This window comes from Paenibacillus radicis (ex Xue et al. 2023) (assembly GCF_024722015.1).
Taxonomy (GTDB): Bacteria; Bacillota; Bacilli; order Paenibacillales; family NBRC-103111; genus Paenibacillus_S.
In genome coordinates this window covers 128,971-151,572 of sequence record NZ_JANQBD010000015.1, presented here as the reverse complement: position 1 = coordinate 151,572, position 22,602 = coordinate 128,971, and the positions used below count along the sequence as shown (strand labels likewise).

Here is a 22,602-nt window from a genome sequence, read left to right as displayed (position 1 = left end):
GCTAAGATTTATTACTGCCAAACCATTTGTTCTTATATACATTACCGACTAAAATCAGTCCGATAAACAAAGCCGAAAGAACAAGAAATCTCCCTTTATATTGATGAAAGTACAACAGATCATGCCCAATTAATGATTCCAATAAAATAATTGGCACTTTACCTACTATCGTCCCCAGTACAAAATCACGCGTACTGACTTTCATCACTGCAGCCGCCAGGTTTATTCCGAATGAAGGAAGCACCGGAATAATGCGCCCGATCGTTATGTACAAAAAACCATGATGCTCGAGCTTATCGTTAATTTTATTCAGGTAAGCATACTTCTCCAGCTTTGTTTCCACCCAGTCTTTGGCATAATGGCGTGCTATCCAAAAAAAAACGATAGCTCCCAGAACGGACGCTGCATAATTGACAAGAAAGCCTAGCCAAAACCCGAAAATCAGCACATTGGCCCCTGCGATGACCACAAATGGTATAAACGGCAGCACAGTTTGTACGAAGATTAGCAATGCCCCAGCAAGACGTCCCCACAGCCCCCATGAATTTAAGACGTCAGATAAATGCTGGACATTCAAGTTGGCCACAGATAACACTTCCCTTCTACCCTGTTATTGTAACACTTTCTTGCCTCTATTTCATAATAGTGACCATTTTCTATCATAAAAGCAGCAGATGCACTTGACATAGGCAGGTATAGTCTTATAAAATTAGAAGTCGAGAATAAGCATTCTCCTGAACAGGAAAAATGCTTATGGTGGAAGCTTTGTGTCACCCTCACTGAGTTTGTTGCTGGCAGGACAGCGGCTGAGATTCCTGACAGATGCCGAAGTGTTATAAGCACTGATGGCTTTAAACAAAATCGGGCACATGCTTCACCCGAGGTATTAACCAAAACCAAACTAATCCCATTATTGTGGAAAAAAAGGAGCTCATTATACATGTCACGCTACACAGGTCCTAAATTTAAATTGAGCCGTCGTCTGGGTATTTCCCTAAGCGGTAACGGAAAAGATTTGAAACGCGCATTTCCTCCAGGTCAACACGGCCCAGGTCAACGCAAAAAAATGAGCGGTTACGGTATTCAATTGCAAGAAAAGCAAAAGCTTCGTCATATGTATGGAATGAACGAAAAGCAATTCCGCAACCTGTTTGACAAAGCTAACAAACAACAAGGTATTGCCGGTGAAAACTTCATGATCTTGTTGGAAAGCCGTTTGGACAACCTCGTTTACCGTATGGGTCTATCCAACTCCCGTGCAGGCGCGCGTCAATTGGTTTCTCACGGACACGTAACAGTTAACGGTAAAAAAGTGGATATCGCTTCTTACTTGGTAAGCACTGGCGATGTTATCAGTCTTCGCGAAAGAAGCCGTAACCTTTCCACTATTAAAGAAGCTTTGGCAAACCGCAACTACTTGCCAGCTTACATTGAATTCAACGATGCTGCTTTGGAAGGAAAGTTTACTCGTCTTCCTGAGCGCTCCGAGCTTCCTCAAGAAATTGACGAGAAGCAAATCGTCGAGTTCTACAGCCGTTAATCTTAGCTCCCACCCAAACCCTCGCCGCCGGGAGGGCCCCAAGGGCTCTGCCCTCTGGACACTCGCTCGCGGCAAGGAGGAAGGTTGGGGTTCTTACACGCTTTCGTCCTTAAGGACACGCTTAACTTTACTGCGGCGAGTTCCTTTGATGAATGTACAATAAAAGCCTTGGTTGCACAATTGCAGCCAAGGCTTTTATTTGCTATGCTCTTATTCCATCTTAAACAAATTTGGCAAGATAGTAGTTGCGCTTACCTCTACGGATAACGATATATTTGCCTTCCATGCGGTCGCTGGACTGCAATACTTTTTCCACATCGCTAACTTTAACTCCATTCAAGGAAACGGCTCCGCTATCGATATCCTGCCTAGCTTGACGTTTGGATGGCGCTGCCTGGACAGCGATCAACAGGTCAACAAGAGCAATCTCCTCATCGCCGGAAAGCTCGGTGGAAGGCACATCCTTAAATGCCTCTTCGATTTCTCGCCCTGACAATGTCTCTACATTACCGCTAAACAATACCTCGGATATTTTAATCGCACTAAGTGCAGCATCCTCGCCATGAACCAGCTCAGTCATTACACGGGCCAACACACGCTGTGCTTCCCGTTTTTCCGGGCTCTGCTTCACTTGCTCCTCCAGCTCAGCAATTTGCTCACGGGTTAAGAAAGTAAAGTATTTCAAAAATTTTACTACATCATTGTCGTCAGTGTTAATCCAGAACTGGTAGAACTGGTATGGAGATGTTTTCTCCGCATCAAGCCATACAGCGCCCCCCGCGGTTTTTCCGAACTTGGATCCATCGCTTTTCGTTACAAGTGGCATGGTTAACCCAAAGGCTTTGTTGCCCGTAGACTTCCCAATCAGCTCTAGTCCCGCGGTAATATTGCCCCATTGGTCGCTTCCGCCGACTTGCAGAGAACAGTTAATATCGCTATTCATCCGGAAGAAATCATAAGCCTGCAATATCATATAGCTGAACTCGGTAAACGATATCCCATTGCTTAACCGTGAGTCCACACTATCTTTGGCCAGCATGTAGTTGACTGAGAAGTTTTTACCGATATCCCTAAGGAAGGTAATGACGTTCAGTTCCCCTAGCCAGTTATAATTGTTAGCCATGCGGGCAGGATTCACCGTAGATTCAAAATCCAGAAATTGAGACAACTGACCTCTAAGCTTATCGGTCCATTGCTCTACTACATCCTCCGTGTTAAGAGAACGTTCTGTCGACCTGCCGCTTGGATCTCCAATTAATCCGGTACCTCCTCCTACTAAAGCCACAGGCAAATGACCGGCCATCTGGAATCGTTTCAAGCATAAAATCGGCAGCAAGTGACCAATATGAAGACTATCCGCAGTCGGATCGAAGCCCGCATACAGAACAACCGGCTCCTCGCTTAATTTTTTAGCCAAGCCTTCTTCGTCCGTCAGCTGATGAATTAACCCTCTGTACTGTAATTCCTGTAAAATATCCATGGTTTCTCTCCCTTTCTTATAAAATACAAAAAAAGCCTTATCATCCACAAAGGGACGAGAAGGCTATTGCTCGCGGTACCACCCTAATTAAAGTATCTGCAGAAATCGCATTCTACAAAGAATGCGGTTCTCGATACTTTCACTTCATTATGATAACGGGCTGAACCCGGCAGGAAGCTACTGACAGAAGCAACATCAATAATGAGTTGTTCCAGACGTTCCCTTCCCCTGCTCCGGACGGTATTTCGAATTAAGGCCAAGTACCGGTTTGCAGCATCCACCGGCTCTCTGTAAGCTTGATTCCCTATTCTACTGAGGTGCCAGACTAATCAATAGCCCGAACACCAAGTCCATCATTGCATTGTGATATGTGATTACAAGATTTATATCATATGACAAGGCTTGTGTCAAACCTTAATGTGAGTAATCTAACATCCAGAATAGTGTCCAGAGCTTTCCCCATATGGTATAATAATCTACGTATGTTTTTTATAATCGGGAGGAACTTTTATCGGTATGCAGAAAGAACCACAAAAAAACAAAAAGCTTGCTGTCGTTTGGACTATTACGAAATATACATTGATAACGTTGAAATGGATGATGATTGCCGGTGTTATTATTGGTTTCTTAGGAGCCGGGGCCGTATTCGGTTATGTATCCGCGCTTGTTAAGGATGATCCCATCCGCAGCAAAGAGTCTATGACAGCTCAAGTACAGGAAAATGCGATTACCGGGTTTGTCTATTTTAATGATGAATCCATTCTTGGTCAGATTCGATCGGAAGAAGACAGGCGATTAGCTAAACTTGAAGATATTCCTCAGCAGGTGCTTGATGCAGTTTTTGCCATAGAGGATAACCATTTCTATGAGCATAATGGGATCGACTTTAAAGGTCTGGCACGCGCTGTAGTCCAAAAATTAATGAACCAGGACATTCAAACCGGCGGAAGTACCATTACCCAGCAGCTGGCTCGGCGAGTTTTCTTAACCTTGGATCGTGAAGACAGCCGGAAAGCCAAAGAGATTTTTCTTGCAATGCGTATGGAACGTCTTATGTCCAAGGATGAAATTCTGCTTGCTTATTTGAACAAAATTCCATATGGTAACGGCTCCTCAGGTTACAATCTATACGGAATTAAAGCAGCAGCCAAAGGTGTTTTTAACATTAGCGATCTAAAGGATATTAATATCGCGCAAGCTGCTTATTTGGCGGGATTGCCTCAGCAGCCAAGCAACTATTCTACCTTCTCAAGCAAAGGCCAGTTTGACGGCGCAGCGTTTAAGCGTGCGGTTGCAAGGCAGCAGCTGGTTCTAAGAAGGATGCTGGAGGAAGACAAGATTAACCAGCAGCAATATCAGGAGGCGCTCAGCTTTGATCTTAAGGGATCGCTTGCCGAGCCGGTCAAAAAAGCCTACTCAACCTATCCTTATCTAATGATTGAGGTCGAGAAGGAAGCGGCCAAAGCTTTGCTTCAAGCACAAAATCCCAAGCTTACCGCAGCTTCTAATCCTGATGCCTACACAGAAGCTTTGAAAAATGCCCAAGCTCAATTAAGCCGCGGGGGCTATCAGATTTATACAACCATTGATAAAGATATTTATGAATCGATGCATGAAATCGCAGAAAATCCGAAAAATTTTACACCGGATGATCCAACTAAAGGTGTGGAACAAATCGCCGCGGTCATGATCGACAGTAAAACCGGCTCCATTCTCGGGATGATCGAGGGAAGAGACTTTTTTATAGAGCAGTTGAATCATGCCACACAGGCATATCGCCAACCTGGCTCAACTATGAAGCCAATCGCCGCTTACATTCCAGCCATCGAGAAAGGCGCTATTCAGCCTGCTTCGATTATTGACGATGTACCCGTTATCCTCAAGGATGGCACCAGGGGCTATCATATCCCTGAGAACTGGGACAATCAATTTCATGGTCTGGTTACTGCAAGAAGAGCTTTGAATCAATCGTATAATATTCCGGCCATCAAGCTGTTTACAGACGTTGTCGGTATTGAGCAAGCATGGAATTTTGCCAAAAAGCTAGGAATTACATCTATAACCAAGGATGATTATCATGCTCAAACCGGCGTTATCGGGGGCTTGAAGTACGGCGTTTCCGTAAAAGAATTCACTAGCGCCTATTCATCCATTGGTAACAAAGGTGTCCTTAACGAACCATTTATGATCAGCAAAATTACCGATTCCAACGGCAAAGTTATTTATAAGCATGAATTGAAGCCAACCACCGTATTTTCGGAGCAAACGGCCTATATCATGACCGATATGATGCGGACAGTAGTCACTGCTGGTACAGCAACTGACTTAATGAGTAAATTTAAACATTACGGAAAAGTCCCGATCGTAGGTAAAACCGGTTCGACTCAGGACGATGCCGATGCTTGGTATATGGGTTATACACCCGATATTACATTAGGTGTTTGGGCTGGCTATGACTCCCCTGTTCATAAGTTGAGCAAAGCTACCGGTGGGACTAATCGCGCCAAAAATATTTGGGCTCTCGCTATGGACGCAGCCATTGACAAAAAACCGGATTACTTTCCAACGAAAACGTTCAAGCGGCCTGACGGTATTGTGGAAATGACCGTATCCGGATATTCAGGCAAGCTCCCAAGTGAAGAAACAACCAAATCAGGCAATCTGACAACTGATATTTTCAATAAGAACTTTATCCCAACTGAAGAAGATAATGTGTTTGTCAAATTACCTATCATTCCATACAATGGAATTCATTACATCGCACAGTCAACTACACCCGCAGATTTTGTGAAAGAAAAAACCGTCATCAAACGTGAAAAATCAATTAACTCGCTGCTGAGCGAATTGTCTGCGATTATGAACAAGGTGCCTGAAGACCGGCGTCGCCCGCTTGATCGTTACCTTCCTACTGATTACGATCAGGATGCACCATCTGAAACAGATCCGCGGGTCGATGACGGCAAAGCACCGGACGCTCCTACAACCGTTGTTGCCACGCATTCAGGCGACACAAGCGTAATTACATTTCAAGCAAACAGCAATGCGGATACTGTAGGTTACAGACTTTATCGTTCTGTAAATCGCAGTGGTTTTAAGGTAGTTAGTGGTAAAATTGTCGAAGCTGGAGCAGAAACCAAATTTACCGATCAAGCTCCAGGCAGTAGTGTACTAGGTTATTATGTAACGGCCGTTGATGTAGCAGGTAAGGAATCCGCGCCGAGTAGAGCTTCTTTCACAGATGGAACGAATATTGAAATCTTAAACCTTACACCGGATGAGAATGGCTTGATTAACCCAGGTAATACTGGATCGACTGGAAATACCGGTACAGGCGGCACTGGCACTCCGGGCAGTAATAGTAATGGAACTGCAAAACCAGGAACCGGTACCCCAACTACACCGGTAAAAGATCCTCCACAAGCCCCGGTCGGGTTAACGATTAAAAGTATTGGCGCAGGCATTCTGTTGAGCTGGAATGCAAATGCTGATAAGGAATCCGTTAAGCAGTACGTCGTGTACTACAATGAGAAAGAAACGGGCAGCTTCACCAAACTAGGTACTGCAAATAACGGTATCGAATTCCGTTATTATGCTGCTGTATATGAGGGCTATTACAAAATAACAGCAGTTAACGATGCTGGTGAATCCAAAACTTCAACCACCGTTTTCTTCAAAAAATAATATTGCTCAAACAAAAATAACACCCTGTATCTGCTACTCTTGCATGAGAGTGCAGCAGATACAGGGTGTTGCTTTGTAGAGCATGCTTTATTTTTATCTAAGCGATTTAATCCTCTATCGTAGACAAGTCACCCGTAGGTAGATTTAATTCCCATGCTTTTAGAACGCGGCGCATAATTTTACCGCTGCGTGTTTTTGGCAGCTTATCTTTGAATTCGATTTCACGAGGTGCCGCATGTGCAGACAAGCCTTCTTTCACAAACTTAGAAATTTCCGCCTTCAATTCATCAGATGGAGTATAGCCTTCACGCAGAGCGATAAACGCCTTGATGATCTCACCACGCATCGGGTCTGGTTTGCCAATTACACCCGCTTCAGCAACAGCTGGATGCTCGACAAGCTTGCTTTCTACCTCGAACGGTCCTACTCTTTCACCCGCTGTGTTGATTACGTCGTCTATTCTTCCCTGGAACCAGAAATAACCATCTTCATCGCAATAAGCGGAGTCACCGGAAATGTACCAACCGGATATGCGGAAATACTCCTCATATTTAGCGGGGTTATTCCATATCTTGCGCATCATGGAAGGCCACGGAGCTTTAATAGCAAGGTTACCCATACGGAATGGAGGCAGAATATTGCCGGCATCATCAAGAATGGCCGCTTCAACTCCCGGCAGTGGTTTGCCCATTGAGCCTGGTCGAATGTCCATACATGGATAGTTACAAATCAACTGCCCGCCGGTCTCCGTCATCCACCATGTGTCGTGAATACGATGATTGTATACCTTTAAGCCCCAACGAACAACCTCAGGATTAAGCGGCTCTCCCACACTTAGCACATGACGAAGCGAGGACAAATTGAATTGCTTAACTACATCATCCCCCGCTCCCATCAACATACGGAAAGCTGTTGGAGCACTGTACCATACAGTAACCCCATATTTCTCCAATGTACGGTACCAATCCTGCGGGCTAAAGCGTCCTCCGCGGATCACATTCGTTATCCCGTTCAACCAAGGCGCAAATATACCATAAGAGGTTCCAGTAACCCATCCTGGGTCAGCGGTACACCAATAAACGTCATTCTCCTGCAAATCAAGTACAACGCGTCCAGTATAATAATGCTGGATCATAGCATTATGTACATGGAATACACCTTTAGGTTTACCCGTTGATCCTGATGTATAGTGAATTAACAAGCCATCCTCACGATCCACCCACTCTATATCCAACTCTTCAGAGGCTTGCTCCATTTCCTTATAAAAATCGACCTGTCCGTGAGCTAGCTCAATGTCCTGTCCGACTACAATCACATGCTTCAATTCAGGAAGCTCATCCACAGGAATACGAGATACTAAAGCCGGTGTAGTTATAATTGCCGTTGCAGCACTGTCCTGAAGTCGATCTCTTACGGCTGTTTCCATGAAAGCTTCAAACAAGGGTCCGACCACGGCTCCTACTTTAATCGAACCAAGTAAGGCAAAGTACAGCTCAGGTGTTCTCGGCATGAATATAAATACACGCTGCCCCTTCGTAATACCCAGCTTACGCAATACATTACCAAATCGGTTGGATTGCAGCTTCATTTCATGAAAAGTATACTTTTCATCACGCTTGTCATCACTGTAGTAAAGAGCAATTTTATCTCGTTTAGCGGAATCAGCATGACGATCAATTGCTTCATATGCCATATTCACCTTACCTGTCGATGCCCAAGAGAATTGATTTTCAATCGCTTCCCAGCTAAACCCTGCTCGCTCTTGCTCGTAATTTGTCATATTTGATGATGCGGAAACTGCTTTAATGCTTTCAACGTTCGAGTGATCCATTCAGCTTGCCTCCTGATTTCATCGTTATCCATATCAATGAAACGCTTACAATCGATATATGGAAATGATTGATTTATACACCGCATATTATAACATATCCTTTTTTATCAGACTATTTCTTTTCTTGAAATGACTGTCACTTTAGTTTATAAGACTGCTCTTCCCAAGAAATTCTCCTTTAAAATGTTCGGCCTACTAAGAACCTCTTTACTAAGCTTTTCATAGCTGCCTTTTTTTGATATAGTACAAACCAAGATGAGTAAGTCTGTTTTCAATTGGATGGCAATTGCTTGCTGCATGAATTGCGTAAAAAGGGAGTTGCACGGTTATGGAGCATTACAAACGGTATCATTCCCAGCTTATACCTTATCAAAGTACCCGATCTATTGTCATAGAAGGACCTGTTCCTCCCGAACAATTAGCCCATTATCAGATGCATTCCGATCTGGATGCTTTTCGACGGCCCAAAGAACAATTCGAGGCTCTTATAGAAATCGCCGAGCTTCCTGAGGGACGTATTATTTTAGCAAAGCTTGATAATGAAATTATCGGATATGTGACCTTTCATTATGCTGATGAAATGGAGCGCTGGTCGGAAGGAAATATGAAGGATCTCGTGGAATTAGGTGCCATTGAAGTAGCCGATGATTATCGCGGACTCGGCTTGGGCAAACGAATGATCCAGCTTGCTTTCGAGGACGGACAGCTGGAGAATGTCATTACTTTCACCACCGAGTATTATTGGCATTGGGATCTGGAGAAAAGCGGACTGAATGTTTGGGACTATCGACAGATGATGGAGAAGCTGATGAAATCCGTCGATATGGTCTGGTTTGCAACAGATGACCCGGAGATATGCTCACATCCTGCCAACTGCCTGATGGTTCGGATTGGCAAGGATGTTCCGCTCAGCTCAGTTGAGCAATTCGATAGAGTTCGGTTTAGACAGCGGTTTATGTACTAAGGGGGGGACCCTCCCAAACCCTCCCTATAAGGGAGGGCCCCAAGGGCTTCCGCCCTCTGGACACCCGAAAGGTTTGGGGTGGGAGATACGGATGATGTTCCCTAGGGACGTTGTTGTAGGAGCGCTTTCGTCCCTGCGGGACACGCTTACATTTTGCTTGATCACCCTCCCAAACCCTCCCTATAAGGGAGGGCCCCAAGGGCTTCCGCCCTCTGGACACCCGAAAGGTTTGGGGTGGGAGATACGGATGATGTTCCTTAGGGACGTTGTTGTAGGAGCGCTTTCGTCCCTGCGGGACACGCTGCTTGATCACCCTCCCAAACCCTCCCTATAAGGGAGGGCTCCAAGGGCTTCGCCCTCTGGACACCCGAAAGGTTTGGGGTGGGATATACAGATGATGTTCCTTAGGGACGTTGTTATAGGAGCGATTTCGTCCCTGCGGGACACGCTTACATTTTTTGTTCGGCTATTTTATTATTATTTTACCAAGATTGTCCTTCGGGAGTTGAAATTCGGTGGCAAATGAAGCTTTATTCATATATGACGAGTTTGAAACAGGGTACCATTTCAATGATGAGCACCCTTTTAATCAATTGAGGCTGAAGCTGACTGTAGACCTGCTGCGTAAGCTTGATGCCTTACCAGCATCCTGTATAATCCCGCCTCATCCTGTAGACATGGAGCAGCTGCTGGCAGTCCACAGTCCGGACTATATTCAAGCCGTGATGGAGCTCAGCAAAGAGGCTCCAGATCCGGTATGGATAAGTCAAGCAGGGAAGTATGGACTGGACACGGAAGATACTCCTTTCTTCCAAGGGATGCATGACATCACCTCTATGATCGTTGGAGGCTCTGTGCGAGCTGTAGACGCTGTAATGAGCGGCCAAGCCAACCATGCACTGCACCTGGGAGGCGGGCTTCACCATGCTTTCCAGAACAAGGGAGCCGGTTTCTGTGTGTATAATGATGCATCAGTTGCCATTCAGCATGCAAAGAGTCATTATGGCGTAAAGGTGCTCTACATCGACACCGATGTGCATCATGGAGATGGAGTACAATGGAGCTTCTATACGGACCCAGACGTCTGTACGGTGTCTATTCATGAAACCGGAAAGTATCTCTTCCCTGGCACAGGAGCTGTGAATGAACGCGGTGAAGGCATCGCCTTTGGCACAACGATCAACATCCCTATCGAGCCTTATACAGAGGATGAATCGTGGTTGGAATGCTTGGAGGAAGTGCTGGAGCGAGTCACAGCGCATTTCAAGCCTGATCTGATCGTATCGCAGCATGGCTGCGACGCCCATGCTTTCGATCCCTTGTCCCATGTCCATTGCAGCATGGACATCTACCGTGCTATGCCGCGGCTGATCCATCGGCTTGCCCGCCAATACTGCGGCGGGCGTTGGGTTGCGCTGGGCGGCGGCGGCTACGACATCTGGCGCGTTGTACCACGCGCCTGGAGCCTGCTGTGGCTCGAGATGAGCAACCACCCCTTGGCCGCTGCCGCTCATCTCAACGAGCCACAGCAGGCGCTAGGTCTGCCTCCAGCATGGCTGGCACAGTGGCAGCCCCAAAGCCCCATCGAGCTGCCGACAACGTGGCTCGACAGCGCAGGATCATTGGCTCCTATGCCTCGTCGAGAAGAAATTACACTCAAGAACCGTCATACCAAGGAGCTGGCATTACTCTATATACCATAAAAACAAAAACCCGCAGCAACCTCATTTAATCAAATGAAGTCACTGCGGGTCTTCTTTTCATATTTGCTAAGCTCAGCCTTAAAACTGAATCTTCGCTTCAATAAATGCCTTCAACTCACTGATAGGCATCCGTGTCTGCTCCATTGTATCACGATCACGCACGGTGACTTGACCATCCTGTTCGGACTCGAAATCATAAGTGATACAGAATGGCGTACCAATCTCATCATGGCGGCGATACCTTTTACCAATAGAACCAGCCTCATCATAATCAACCATAAAGTGCGCTGACAAATCTCCAAAAACCTTCTGTGCGCCTTCAGACAGCTTCTTAGACAATGGGAAGACAGCTGCTTTGATCGGTGCCAAAGCTGGATGAAAACGAAGTACAGTACGGCTGTCATCGCCCTCAAGCTGCTGCTCCTCATAAGCGTCGATTAGGAATGCCAATGTTACACGATCTGCACCAAGCGATGGTTCAATACAATATGGAACGTAACGCTCATTAGCATCTTGATCGATGTAGTTGAAATCTTCACCGGAATGCTCCATATGCTGCTTCAAATCGTAATCGGTACGGTCTGCAATCCCCCATAGCTCGCCCCAACCGAATGGAAATTTATACTCCACATCTGTTGTAGCATTGCTATAGTGAGACAGTTCATCATCGGAATGATCGCGTAGACGAATATTTCCTTCCTTCAGGCCCAGATTTAACAGCCATTGGAAGCAGAAGCTTCTCCAGTATTCAAACCACTGCATATCTTCACCAGGCTTGCAGAAAAATTCAAGCTCCATCTGCTCAAACTCACGCGTACGGAACGTGAAGTTACCAGGTGTTATTTCATTACGAAAGCTTTTACCGATTTGGCCAATACCGAATGGCAGCTTTTTTCTCATAGTCCGCTGCACATTTTTGAAATTAACGAAAATCCCTTGCGCTGTTTCCGGACGCATATAGACCACATTAGAGCTGGATTCGGTTACACCTTGAAACGTTTTGAACATAAGGTTGAACTGGCGAATATCCGTGTAGTCAAATGCTCCGCAATCAGGACAAATAATATTATGCTCACGAATTAAATCCATCATTTGATCGAAGGACAATCCGTCAACAACCATTTCGATCCCTTTGTCATTCAAAGCATTTTCGATAATTTTATCGGCACGGTGGCGAGCCTTACATTTTTTGCAATCGATCATTGGATCGTTAAAATTACCTACATGGCCTGATGCTACCCAAGCTTGAGGATTCATCAGAATAGCTGCATCCAATCCGACATTATAAGGGGACTGCTGGATAAACTTTTTCCACCATGCACGTTTAACGTTATTTTTCAATTCAACGCCAAGAGGGCCATAGTCCCATGTATTGGCTAATCCACCATATATTTCAGAGCCAGGGAATATAAATCCGCGGTGCTTGGCTAACGCTACTACTTGATCCATTGTTACTGTCATAAAGTAAATCTCTCCTTCTCTATTCTACAGATGCTTTAGCATATGATCGACAATACGATAAGAATTCCCTGAAGCTTGCAAAGTAAATTCAGCAAAATTAACATGTGCCGAACCATCCGCTTTATCGGACATGGATCTAATGATCACATGAGGTATATGATTCAATGAGCAAACTTGTGCAACAGCTGCCCCTTCCATTTCTGTACAAGCACCATTCAGTTCACTGTACAGCTGAGCGACAACTTCCCTGCTAGCAATAAACTGGTCGCCGGATAGCACCCTGCCCACTTTTACACGGCCTTCGAATAGCTCTGTGCTTGCATTAACTGCTAACTGTCGTAGTTGTTCATCTGAAATAAACAGGGAGGTCTCCTCATAAGGAATGGTCCCTCGCGGAAATCCTAGAGCCGTTACATCCATATCATGCTGCAAGCATTCTGAAGAAACGACAATATCTCCTACATTCAATTCAGGATCCACTGCTCCGGCTACTCCGGTAAAAATAATAGCATCCACGCCATATGTATCAATCAAAACTTGAGTTGTTACCGCAGCATTTACTTTACCGACACCGGATTTGCACAGCACTATGTTCTTGCCATGTAGCAAGCCTTCTCGATAAGAAACATTAGCCTTCTCGTTAACTTTAACTTGCTCCATATGGTCAAGAAACAATTCGATCTCTTCTTTCATTGCGCCGATAACTCCGATTTTCCCATAAGACAAGCGAATATCCTCCCAACCTTAAATAGTAAATCCCCAACAAAAAAGTCCACCTATAAGTGATGTGAACCTTCGCTGTATAATCAAATTACATAGTTTCAAGCATCAGCCTGTTTGTTCTTTGAAACTGTTTGCATAAAATTCGACATAACAAAAAAGAAAGAGGCTCATTAACGATGAGCCACCGAATTTCTATGAATGACCTCATGCGGCAAAATTACCTGCATTAGCTCTGAAGCTTCCTTCGTTTCTTTGTTCATCAGCTTGGTCAGAAGCCTCATAGACACTGCACCGATATCATACATCGGCATCGCTACCGTAGTAAGCTGAGGACGTACCATGGATGCCATACGAATGTTATCTACACTGATAACAGAAATATCATCAGGTACCTTCAAGCCGCTATCCTGCAGCGTATGAATTGCACCTATGGCCATTTCATCTGTAGCAGCAAAAATCGCTGTAGGACGTTCGCTTAGCTCAAGGAAATGCTTCGTTACTTCAAGACCTGATTCGTAGCGGTAGTTTCCGATTCGTACATATTCCTCACGAATTGGAATTCCAGCTGCTTCCAGCGCCTTCCTGTATCCTTGATAACGGGCAAATCCATTGGCAGGGTCTTGCAGCGTTCCCGAAATCATCGCAATATCGCGATGTCCGTTCTCAATCAACAAGGAGACAGCATCCATAGCTGCTTGTTCGTGATCAATGTCAACAGAAGCAACTGCATTATTCTCATCCGTCGTTGCGCAGAGCACAATAGGAACTGAGGATGTTTTGAAAGCTTGGATATGCTCTTCAGTTACTGCGCCGCCCATAAACAACAGCCCGTCCACCTGTTTCTCGAGCAACGTGTTAATAACGCGGATTTCTTTCTCTTTCTTCTTGTCAGCGTTACACAAAATGATATTGTAATGGTACATATTAGCGATATCTTCAATACCTCTCGCCACTTCTGAAAAAATAGTATTGGAAATATCGGGAATGACCACCCCTACGGTCGTTGTTTTCTTGCTTGCCAAACCTCTGGCTACAGCATTCGGCCGGTAACCGAGACGCTCTATTGCTTCGAAAACTTTCTTACGGGTTTGTGGCTTTACATTCGGATTATTGTTGACAACCCGCGAAACGGTTGCCATGGAAACCCCTGCTTCTCTGGCTACATCATAAATGGTTACAGTCACGGTCATTCTCTCCAATATATAAAATGTATAAAACTATCGATCCTTCACTATTAAGCTTTATCATACGACAAATTACGGCTTTGCGCAATGAATTCAGCATGTTGTTTCATTAATAGTAACAAAAAAAAGCAAAAAAAGCCAACTGCACGGCAGATGGCTTATAAATTAGGGTCCGGATTGGTTATTAGTTTAAATCGTTAGCTGAAAGAGAGTGCTTGGATATTTGCGTTAACCTCTTGCGAATCTCTTCTGTCCAAGGCTCATCGGCCAAAGACTGCGCCAATAAGAGTAGATCGAGCAGCTCATTAATTCGTTCTCCCACAATTTTTTCGACAGGATCGGACGCGTGTTTTTTCTCTGTAACCTTCACCATCAAATGTGCGATTTCACTAATTTCGTTAAAATGCAGCTGCTGTTTTTCCGGTAAATTCCCCAGCTTGCCAATGATTCCAGTTAGCTCTGGTTTCACTTCAGCAAACACTTCGCTTCGTTGACACATCTCGCATGAGAATATAGGGACATTCTCAATTTCTACTTTGTTCTGATAGATGACAGTCCGCAGCCGTATGCTCATAGAGCTGCCACACTTGCACTGCTTATGCAACCAATACCACTCCTTCGTCACTGCAACAGGTCACCGCGGTCGTTTAAATAAGCCCATACCGAACAGGAAACGGACTTATACTAACTCGCTTCTTATGTAGAATAATTCTACTTCAAATAGCAATCTCCTGCTGTGCAAGGTCTAGTAATATTTAACACCTGAATAGCGTTCAAACGCGTTTACGAACGGCAGGTATCGATATAAATGCATAGCCAGTGCGGCTCTTATCGCATCATTTCGCAAGTCCATCAGATCGGGAACGTACTTTAATTATGATTTTGTTTTATATTCTACCAACACACGTACAAATTCTCTCAAGAAAGCCGGTAAATCTGGAGGTCTTCTCCCCGATACGATATTACGATCGACAACCACTTCCTCGTCAACCCAAATCGCACCCGCATTTTCCAAATCATCCTTAATTCCCGGTGTAGAGGTCATCGTATAGCCCGCACAAATTTTTGCGGAAGCTAGCACCCAACCGGCATGACATATATGGGCAATGGGCTTTTCAGCCTCATGAAATTCCCTAGTTAGCTTCAACACATCCGCATAGCGGCGCAATTTATCCGGAGCCCAACCACCTGGAACATAGAGTCCGATATAATCAGCTGCTCGTACCTCCCCAAAGGTATATTCTGTTGTTAAGGGGACGCCATATTTCCCATGATAAACCGTATTAGCCTTTGGTCCCGCCAAATGAACCTCTGCACCGGCCTCACGCAATCGAAGCACTGGATACCACATTTCCAAATCTTCAAACTCCTCATCAACAAAGGCCAAAACCTTATACCCTTTTAATTCCATTGTAAAACCTCCATCCGATTTTTCGTTATCTCTATTACAATCACGCCAGCGTTCTTGGAAAGCTCGCTCTATTTGGCCAAAACATCCTGGTGCAAGTATTGATTCAATACATCTACAACCGCCTTACCGCTGCTGCAGCGCTGCACTTCTTCCCATATCGCGGCACTCTCACTATATTGGCTTTGTAATAAGCTGTTTTTGACGCGAAGTATGGACATTACGGACATACTTAGATCAGAAATTCCAAGTCCCAGCCAGATCGGAAGCGCACGAATATCTCCTGCCATTTCACCGCAAACGCTGATCTGCAGATTTTCTGCCTTGGCAGCCTCCACCGTTCTTTTCAGCATTCGCAATACAGCCGGATGAAACGGATCATACAGATGGGCTACCTGTTCATTCATCCGGTCTACTGCCAGAACGTACTGAACCAAATCATTCGTTCCAATACTAAAGAAATCGACCTTTGGCGCTAGCAAATCGGCTATTATTACGGCTGCTGGCACCTCGATCATAATACCAACTTCAATTTTAGGATGAAACGGTATCCGTTCCAAACGCAGCTCCTGCTTCGCTTCCTCCAATAGTTGATTAGCCTTATCAAGCTCTTCAATAGAGGAAATCATCGGATATAGGATTTTAATATTCCCGTAATGACTGGCTCTCAAAATGGCTCTTAGCTGTGTTTTAAACAGATCTGTTCGGTCCAGGGTAATGCGTATCGCGCGATAGCCCAAAGAAGGGTTGTCCTCTTCAGGAAGAGCAAAATAATCCAGGCTTTTGTCGCCCCCGATATCCAGAGTACGGATAACGACATGCTTGCCTTCCAATTGTTCAGCGACCTGCTTATAAACTACAAATTGCTCTTCTTCCTCCGGTAGGCTGTCACGATCCATATATAGAAACTCGGTCCGGAACAGTCCTACGCCGGCCGCTCCGTTTCTTAGCGCTTGATCCAGCTCTTTAACGGAACTTATGTTAGCGGCTAACTGGAAGGCTACTCCATCCTTCGTCTGTGTCGGAATATCTGCAAGCGTCTGGAGCTTCTCACGCATTTTTTGCCAGATGGATTTACGTATCTTGTATTGCTCAATCAGCTCTTCCGACGGATTAACGAATACGCGCCCTTCATCGCCGTCGATGATAAGAAAATCCCCATTCTGGATCGCAATGTTCAGCTTGCCCTCTACCCCCAATACATAAGGCAGACCCATAGCACGAGCCATAATAGCCACATGTGAGGTCTTCCCCCCCAGCATGGTCACCAAGCCTAACGCTTGATTAATATCCAGATGAACCATCTGGGATGGAATCAGCTCTTTGGCTACAACAATATAGGGCTGGTCCTTAGGAGGAAGTGTCTCTTCAAGAGCACCCAGCAGATGCTTCAAGAGGCGATTGCCAACATCCTTGATATCAAGGGCTCGTTCTTTCATATATTGATCATCTAGCAAGTCAAACATGTTCACAAACTTTTCAATCGCTTCTTTTACCGCAACCTCTGCCGCCTTATACTGCCGCTGCATGATCCCTTGCACTTCACTCATAAAAACAGGATCCTCGAGAATCGCCAAATGAGCATCAAAAATGGAGGTCTGCTCTTCTCCCAGCACGGTTACGAATTCCTGCTTCATATGTACAATTTCATCCTTGGAAGTGCGAATGCCATCATAAAGCCTTTCAAATTCAAAGGCCAAGTCGGCGACATCGATCAGCTTGTCAGGAAAGTCCCACTCCCAAGTTGGAATAACGAAAGCTTTCCCCATCGCTATACCTGATGAAGCTCCGATCCCCTCAACCAAAAACGTTCCCTCCCCCTGTGGCTTCCGGTTTAAGTACAACTGACATGACGGACGCCTGACCTTTTTTAACAGATTTATACGGAGCAAAACTCCAAGATTTCACTTTATCCACATTGGTAATGATCATAGGTGTAGTAAGCGAGGTGCAGTTCTTTTTCACCTTTTGCAGGTTGAAACGAACGAGTAATTGCCCGGCTTCCACCATATCGCCTTCTTTAATAAAGGCTGTAAACCATTTACCCTGCAGTTGTGCCGTGTCAATGCCGATATGAAGCAGTACCTCGAGACCTTCCTCCGTTTGAATGCCGATGGCATGGAGTGTCGGGTATAAAATGATGATCTTCCCAGCGATAGGAGCGACAAGCTCACCGCGGTCAGGCATAAAAGCTACCCCGTTTCCAACCAGCTTACCTGCAAAAATTTTATCCGGCACTTCCTCCAAAGGGATCATATGGCCCTGCATCGGAGCATTGAACAACACTTGATGAATATCTTTGCGAAGCACTTTCTTAATTTCTTCCCGGATTAATTCGGAATAAGTTCCAAAGACGACTTGCACATTCCCGCCACCCAAACGAATGACACCGGCTGCCCCCAAATGCTTGAGCGATGCAATATCCAACATCTTGTCATTTACCAAGGTCAGACGGAGCCTCGTAATACAAGCCTCAATATTTTTAATATTGTCCTTGCCGCCCAATGCTTGCAAAATCAATGGGGAACGATATGGAATGTCGCCTGCCCACTCTTCCAATTTAGAGCCTTCCTCACGTCCAGGTGTAGGGATGCGAAAAGTCCGAATGGCCCAACGGAAAAAGAAGTAATAAAGAAGTCCATAGGCAATCCCGATCGGAATCAGCATCCAGCCGTTATGCGACAAATGAAAATTTATCACAAAATCTATCGCACCAGCGGAATACGAGAATCCATGATGGATATTCAAACTGTATGCTATCCACATCGCTAGACCTGACAAGATGGCATGGCCGATAAACAGATAAGGTGCAACAAACAGAAAAGCGAACTCAATGGGTTCCGTAACACCGGTTAAAAAAGAAGCTAGCGCAGCTGTTAAAAAGGTAGCGCGGATTTTGGGCTTCAAATCCTCCCTGGCTTCCTGAATAATGGCTAAAGCTATTGCAGGCAGGGCAAACATCATGATCGGGTATAAACCTGCCATGTACACGCCTGAAGAGGGATCGCCGGCAAAATATCGAGGCAAATCCCCATAGATCATTTCACCTCCGGGCTTCTCGTAAGCCCCAAGCTGGAACCAGAAAAAATTATTGAACACATGATGCAATCCCGACGGCACCAATAATCGGTGAATAACGCCGTACAGAAATGTACCAAAACCGCCTAAGCCAAGTATCGTAGTGGAGAGCGTTTCCATGAAAGCTTCCATGTAAGGGCCGATTTCGATTGTAATTATGCTCAGTAAAAAGATTGCCAATCCCATAAGTAAGGGAACCATCCGTGGACCGCCAAAAAACTGGATGTATTCGGGCAATTGAATATGTTTGGAGCGATGATACAAAATAGCTGCGATCAGACCGATTAAAATGCCTCCGGGGACTCCCAAGTGGAATTCCTGGCCTAAATAATGACGTGTCGCTTGAATAAACATGACATGACCAATTAGAGCGGACATCCCTGCTATTCCAGCGCTCTCCGTCAATCCAAGAGCAACCCCAACGGCAAAAATCATCGGTAAGTATGTAAAAATCGTATTTCCGCAAAACAACAAAATCTCTCCGAAGCGGGACATGTTAATATCTCCCCACGGCAAACTACCCAAACAGAGCATAATAGCCGCTACGGGGATCGTTATGGTCGGAAGCATTAACGACCGGCCCAACTGCTGCAAGTTACCCATCCAGTTCAAACCAACCGCACCCTCCTTTCTAATTCGATGGTAAAGCCAATACCGCTTTTTGTCAAACAGCCTCAAATAAAGAAAGCGAGCCGGTTGGCCCGCTTCCCATGTTAGATATTAAAACTGATACCGATTGAAGCTAGAGTTATTGCTGCTAAACTGATTTTGAGCAGGTTGGTTGGAATCTGATCTCAAGTAATTGTCATGACCTTGTTGGTTTCCGCGATAGCTTGCTGTTTGGTAAGATTGTGGGCTCTGGGACTGGTTAAAGCCTTGGTTTTGAGAAGAACCGAATTGGTTCGAATTATTGTTGAAGCTCGTTCTGTACGAATTCGCACCCATAGCATATTGATTTTGAGCCGGTTGGGAAGAGTCCGATCTCAAGTATGAATCATGTCCTTGTTGGTCGCCGCGGTAGTTTGCCGTGTGAAAGGATTGCGGACTTTGTTGTGCGAATTGCTGAGAGCCATAGGAGGATCCGATATTATTAGTATAGGAGTTTGCTTGGTTAGAAAAGCTTGCTCTATACTGGTTTTGAGATGGCTGCATGGAATCCGATCTCAAGTAAGTATCATGGCCTTGTTGGTCACCCTGGTAGTTTGCCGTGTGGTAAGATTGTGGGCTTTGAGATTGAAAATTAGAATATTGATTGGACCCTTGAAATTGGTTGCTCATGTTTTGGTTTTGGTTTTGATTTTGGTTATATTGTGACTGCACATTCCCTATCGGTTGAAATTTATTTTCCAAACCGCGGTATTGAGAGTTCACATTTGAATAGCCCATTTGATTTTGCATACCGTATTGCTGATTGTTTTGATACATGAGAAAATCCTCCTTGAGAGTGGCAAAGTCTTCCGGTTCCGGTTTATTTCACCGTTCTTATCCAGAAGCCTTTCTTATTGTCTCTATGGAGGATTTATTTTATTTATGGAAGCTGGTGGATAATTAATTTTTTATTTGAGCAGCGCTTTTTGCAAACTACTTACAAGCGTTTGAGCAGCCAGAAACGGATTTTGTTGCTTCGTTATTGCTGAAACGACTGCAACACCATGAGCTCCCGCTTCTACTATAACCGCGGCGTTTTCGCTATTTATTCCACCTATACCCACTACCGGAATATCCCAACGTTGGGCAACCGCAGCGATTAGTTGAGTACCGATAGCCTCACCGGCATCTTGTTTGGTTGCTGTTGAATATACAGGTCCTACTCCAAGATAATCGGCGCCATTCTCCATGGCCCATTCCGCCTCTTCCATAGTTCCAGCCGAGATGCCAATAATCTTGTCATCCCCCAATAACCTGCGGGCTTCTACACCAGGAATATCATCCTGACCGACATGAACACCGTCTGCATTAAGCAGAATGGCGACGTCTACCCGATCATTGACAAGAAACGGAACATTAAGCTCACGGCATAACTCTCTTAGTTGAGCTCCTTGGGCCAGCACTTGTTTAAGAGGTGCATTTTTCTCCCTGAGCTGAACCATGGTTACTCCGCCTGCAATTGCTTCACGAGCAAGCTGAAGGGCCGTCAGGTGTGCATAACCTTCCAGCCCCATAACCAAATAAACCTGTAAGTCTTTAATAATCTGATCACGGTCACGTAACAATGCTTATTTCCCTCCTGGAAGTAGAATGGAGTCCTCCACCTTAATGCAACGGTCCATTATGACCTCCAAGCCACCAGCTGCGGCAATATCAGCCGCCTCTTCGTTAAATATACCCAGCTGAAGCCAAAATACTTTGGCCTTAATTTGTACCGCTTCTTCGGCAACAGGCACAACATGCTCGCTGCGTCTGAAAACATTGACAATATCCACTGGCTCCGGAATATCCGAGAGAGTCGCATAACAAGTCTCTCCAAGAATATTTTGGGCATTCGGATTAACTGGAATGATTCGGTAGCCCTTCTTTTGCATCGCTTCCGCTACCATATAAGACACACGATCCGGTTTGTCTGACAAACCTACAACAGCAACATTTTTTGCAGCAGACAGCAGCTCTCTGATATGATCTCTGGAAGGATTTTCGAATGCCATAGAAGTTTCAGCTCCTCTTTAGGATGGAATAGTTACTGCATTATTTAAGATAAGATAAAGCTTGCTTACCCATGACTTCCCATGTTTCGAGAAACTGTCCTTTATCAATCTTTATTTTTGCTTGACCGCTTAAAGGATCGTTAACATATACATTTTGTTCGTCAAAGCCTACAAGCAGCACGGCGTGCTCCATAAAGGTGGTTTGAATGGGACCTATAGGAGTATCCCAAACATTCCACTTCTCAGGAACACGGTAATCGATAGTTGTCCATACAACAGATGGAATCCCCTCTCGTAATTGCTGCTCAAGCTTTTCAAAGGGCTGGCCGGTCAAATCCACCGCTTTAGGAATATATTGCTTCTGGAGCTCAAATAAAGCGCCATGATAGATCCCAAAGCCTCTCCCTGCAGCTGTAACTTCACCAACAAACCCTGTATTAGGATTTCCCCAATAAGCTATGGCCCCATTCTTCCCTCGTCTTAATGGGGTCGTATCACGCTTCATTTCAGGTACAAGCTCCATCTTATCTTTCTGAATTCCGAAGAATAAGAACATCATCGTTAAGCTCGTAACCTCACACCCCGAAGGCAGCTCGGGAAGCTGGCGAACGACCGGCGCATCCAACATAGCTGACTTGGCGGGAGGCTCAGGAGGCGTTACCGTCGCTGTCAACACAATAGGCTGCTTGGTGCCGACTGTTTCAGCATAAGCTATGGGAGATGATTCTTCAAACCAAGCTTGCCCCGTTATTCTGGCATACAGCAGTATAGTAAATACTCCACTTGCGAAAAGGAGACCTGCGATGAGGAAAAAACCAAACGTCACTTGGATTCCTTTCCATAGGACCTTCATCGACCTCAACCCACTTTTGGCTTAGTTGCAATCAATAATGAATGCTTGAAATAT

The 22,602-nt window shown here is 45.2% G+C and carries 18 protein-coding genes; 4 read left to right on the top strand and 14 right to left on the bottom strand.

From position 1 onward, the window contains the following. Nucleotide 1 precedes the first annotated feature (1 nt). Complete coding sequence (locus tag NV381_RS20615) at nucleotides 2-586, bottom strand: TVP38/TMEM64 family protein (protein WP_258215167.1); 585 nt, start codon at nucleotides 584-586, stop codon at nucleotides 2-4. Between the two features lie 354 nt (nucleotides 587-940). On the opposite strand from NV381_RS20615, the gene rpsD reads away from it, so the two are divergent. Next, complete coding sequence (rpsD, locus tag NV381_RS20610; RefSeq protein ID WP_258215166.1) at nucleotides 941-1,540, top strand: 30S ribosomal protein S4; 600 nt, start codon at nucleotides 941-943, stop codon at nucleotides 1,538-1,540. Nucleotides 1,541-1,760: 220 nt separating this feature from the next. Here rpsD and tyrS read toward each other — a convergent pair whose 3' ends face one another. After that, nucleotides 1,761-3,020, bottom strand: coding sequence for a tyrosine--tRNA ligase (gene tyrS, locus NV381_RS20605; protein WP_258215165.1), 1,260 nt, complete (start codon nucleotides 3,018-3,020; stop codon nucleotides 1,761-1,763). A 516-nt stretch (nucleotides 3,021-3,536) separates the two neighbouring features. Between tyrS and NV381_RS20600 the strand changes: the two genes are divergently transcribed. Then, the gene (locus NV381_RS20600) at nucleotides 3,537-6,701 is read left to right on the top strand and encodes a transglycosylase domain-containing protein (RefSeq protein ID WP_258215164.1); all 3,165 of its coding nucleotides are present in this window, start codon (nucleotides 3,537-3,539) and stop codon (nucleotides 6,699-6,701) included. Between the two features lie 106 nt (nucleotides 6,702-6,807). Here NV381_RS20600 and acsA read toward each other — a convergent pair whose 3' ends face one another. Then, the gene (gene acsA, locus NV381_RS20595; protein ID WP_258215163.1) at nucleotides 6,808-8,532 is read right to left on the bottom strand and encodes an acetate--CoA ligase; all 1,725 of its coding nucleotides are present in this window, start codon (nucleotides 8,530-8,532) and stop codon (nucleotides 6,808-6,810) included. 328 nt (nucleotides 8,533-8,860) lie between these two features. Between acsA and NV381_RS20590 the strand changes: the two genes are divergently transcribed. Both NV381_RS20590 and NV381_RS20585 read left to right on the top strand, forming a co-directional pair. After that, entirely contained in the window at nucleotides 8,861-9,496 is a 636-nt protein-coding gene (locus tag NV381_RS20590; protein ID WP_258215162.1) for a GNAT family N-acetyltransferase, read from the top strand. A 515-nt stretch (nucleotides 9,497-10,011) separates the two neighbouring features. Continuing rightward, nucleotides 10,012-11,199 carry an acetoin utilization protein AcuC gene (locus tag NV381_RS20585; RefSeq protein ID WP_258215161.1) on the top strand — a complete coding sequence of 396 codons (1,188 nt, stop codon included), beginning with the start codon at nucleotides 10,012-10,014 and terminating at the stop codon, nucleotides 11,197-11,199. A gap of 78 nt (nucleotides 11,200-11,277) precedes the next feature. Here NV381_RS20585 and NV381_RS20580 read toward each other — a convergent pair whose 3' ends face one another. The 11 genes from NV381_RS20580 to NV381_RS20530 form a co-directional block, all read right to left on the bottom strand. Beyond that, on the bottom strand, nucleotides 11,278-12,660 hold the full coding sequence (locus NV381_RS20580; RefSeq protein ID WP_258215160.1) for a glycine--tRNA ligase: 1,383 nt from the start codon (nucleotides 12,658-12,660) through the stop codon (nucleotides 11,278-11,280). A 24-nt stretch (nucleotides 12,661-12,684) separates the two neighbouring features. Next, nucleotides 12,685-13,386 (bottom strand): 5'-methylthioadenosine/adenosylhomocysteine nucleosidase, encoded by a 702-nt coding sequence (locus tag NV381_RS20575; protein WP_258215159.1) that lies wholly within the window; start codon nucleotides 13,384-13,386, stop codon nucleotides 12,685-12,687. A 167-nt stretch (nucleotides 13,387-13,553) separates the two neighbouring features. Further along, nucleotides 13,554-14,573 carry a catabolite control protein A gene (ccpA, locus tag NV381_RS20570; protein WP_258215158.1) on the bottom strand — a complete coding sequence of 340 codons (1,020 nt, stop codon included), beginning with the start codon at nucleotides 14,571-14,573 and terminating at the stop codon, nucleotides 13,554-13,556. 178 nt (nucleotides 14,574-14,751) lie between these two features. Continuing rightward, entirely contained in the window at nucleotides 14,752-15,171 is a 420-nt protein-coding gene (locus NV381_RS20565) for a hypothetical protein (protein ID WP_258215157.1), read from the bottom strand. 270 nt (nucleotides 15,172-15,441) lie between these two features. After that, on the bottom strand, nucleotides 15,442-15,978 hold the full coding sequence (locus tag NV381_RS20560) for a type 1 glutamine amidotransferase domain-containing protein (RefSeq protein ID WP_258215156.1): 537 nt from the start codon (nucleotides 15,976-15,978) through the stop codon (nucleotides 15,442-15,444). A 68-nt stretch (nucleotides 15,979-16,046) separates the two neighbouring features. After that, the gene (ptsP, locus tag NV381_RS20555) at nucleotides 16,047-17,780 is read right to left on the bottom strand and encodes a phosphoenolpyruvate--protein phosphotransferase (protein WP_258215155.1); all 1,734 of its coding nucleotides are present in this window, start codon (nucleotides 17,778-17,780) and stop codon (nucleotides 16,047-16,049) included. Next, entirely contained in the window at nucleotides 17,773-19,665 is a 1,893-nt protein-coding gene (locus NV381_RS20550) for a glucose PTS transporter subunit IIA (protein ID WP_258215154.1), read from the bottom strand. The genes ptsP and NV381_RS20550 overlap by 8 nt, the downstream gene beginning before the upstream one ends. Nucleotides 19,666-19,773: 108 nt before the next feature. Then, nucleotides 19,774-20,478 carry a hypothetical protein gene (locus tag NV381_RS20545; protein ID WP_258215153.1) on the bottom strand — a complete coding sequence of 235 codons (705 nt, stop codon included), beginning with the start codon at nucleotides 20,476-20,478 and terminating at the stop codon, nucleotides 19,774-19,776. 131 nt (nucleotides 20,479-20,609) lie between these two features. Then, nucleotides 20,610-21,266, bottom strand: coding sequence for a thiamine phosphate synthase (gene thiE, locus NV381_RS20540; RefSeq protein WP_258215152.1), 657 nt, complete (start codon nucleotides 21,264-21,266; stop codon nucleotides 20,610-20,612). Between the two features lie 3 nt (nucleotides 21,267-21,269). Continuing rightward, entirely contained in the window at nucleotides 21,270-21,695 is a 426-nt protein-coding gene (locus NV381_RS20535) for a CoA-binding protein (RefSeq protein ID WP_258215151.1), read from the bottom strand. Between the two features lie 40 nt (nucleotides 21,696-21,735). Beyond that, nucleotides 21,736-22,548 (bottom strand): C39 family peptidase, encoded by an 813-nt coding sequence (locus tag NV381_RS20530; RefSeq protein WP_258215150.1) that lies wholly within the window; start codon nucleotides 22,546-22,548, stop codon nucleotides 21,736-21,738. Between the last annotated feature and the right edge of the window lie 54 nt (nucleotides 22,549-22,602).

Bases quoted from the DNA above. Each gene is read 5' to 3' on its own strand.
- rpsD (WP_258215166.1), top strand. From the start codon at position 941: ATGTCACGCTACACAGGTCCTAAATTTAAATTGAGCCGTCGTCTGGGT.
- tyrS (WP_258215165.1), bottom strand. From the start codon at position 3,020: ATGGATATTTTACAGGAATTACAGTACAGAGGGTTAATTCATCAGCTG.
- NV381_RS20600 (WP_258215164.1), top strand. From the start codon at position 3,537: ATGCAGAAAGAACCACAAAAAAACAAAAAGCTTGCTGTCGTTTGGACT.
- acsA (WP_258215163.1), bottom strand. From the start codon at position 8,532: ATGGATCACTCGAACGTTGAAAGCATTAAAGCAGTTTCCGCATCATCA.
- NV381_RS20590 (WP_258215162.1), top strand. From the start codon at position 8,861: ATGGAGCATTACAAACGGTATCATTCCCAGCTTATACCTTATCAAAGT.
- NV381_RS20580 (WP_258215160.1), bottom strand. From the start codon at position 12,660: ATGACAGTAACAATGGATCAAGTAGTAGCGTTAGCCAAGCACCGCGGA.
- ccpA (WP_258215158.1), bottom strand. From the start codon at position 14,573: ATGACCGTGACTGTAACCATTTATGATGTAGCCAGAGAAGCAGGGGTT.
- NV381_RS20560 (WP_258215156.1), bottom strand. From the start codon at position 15,978: ATGGAATTAAAAGGGTATAAGGTTTTGGCCTTTGTTGATGAGGAGTTT.
- NV381_RS20545 (WP_258215153.1), bottom strand. From the start codon at position 20,478: ATGTATCAAAACAATCAGCAATACGGTATGCAAAATCAAATGGGCTAT.
- NV381_RS20535 (WP_258215151.1), bottom strand. From the start codon at position 21,695: ATGGCATTCGAAAATCCTTCCAGAGATCATATCAGAGAGCTGCTGTCT.
- NV381_RS20530 (WP_258215150.1), bottom strand. From the start codon at position 22,548: ATGAAGGTCCTATGGAAAGGAATCCAAGTGACGTTTGGTTTTTTCCTC.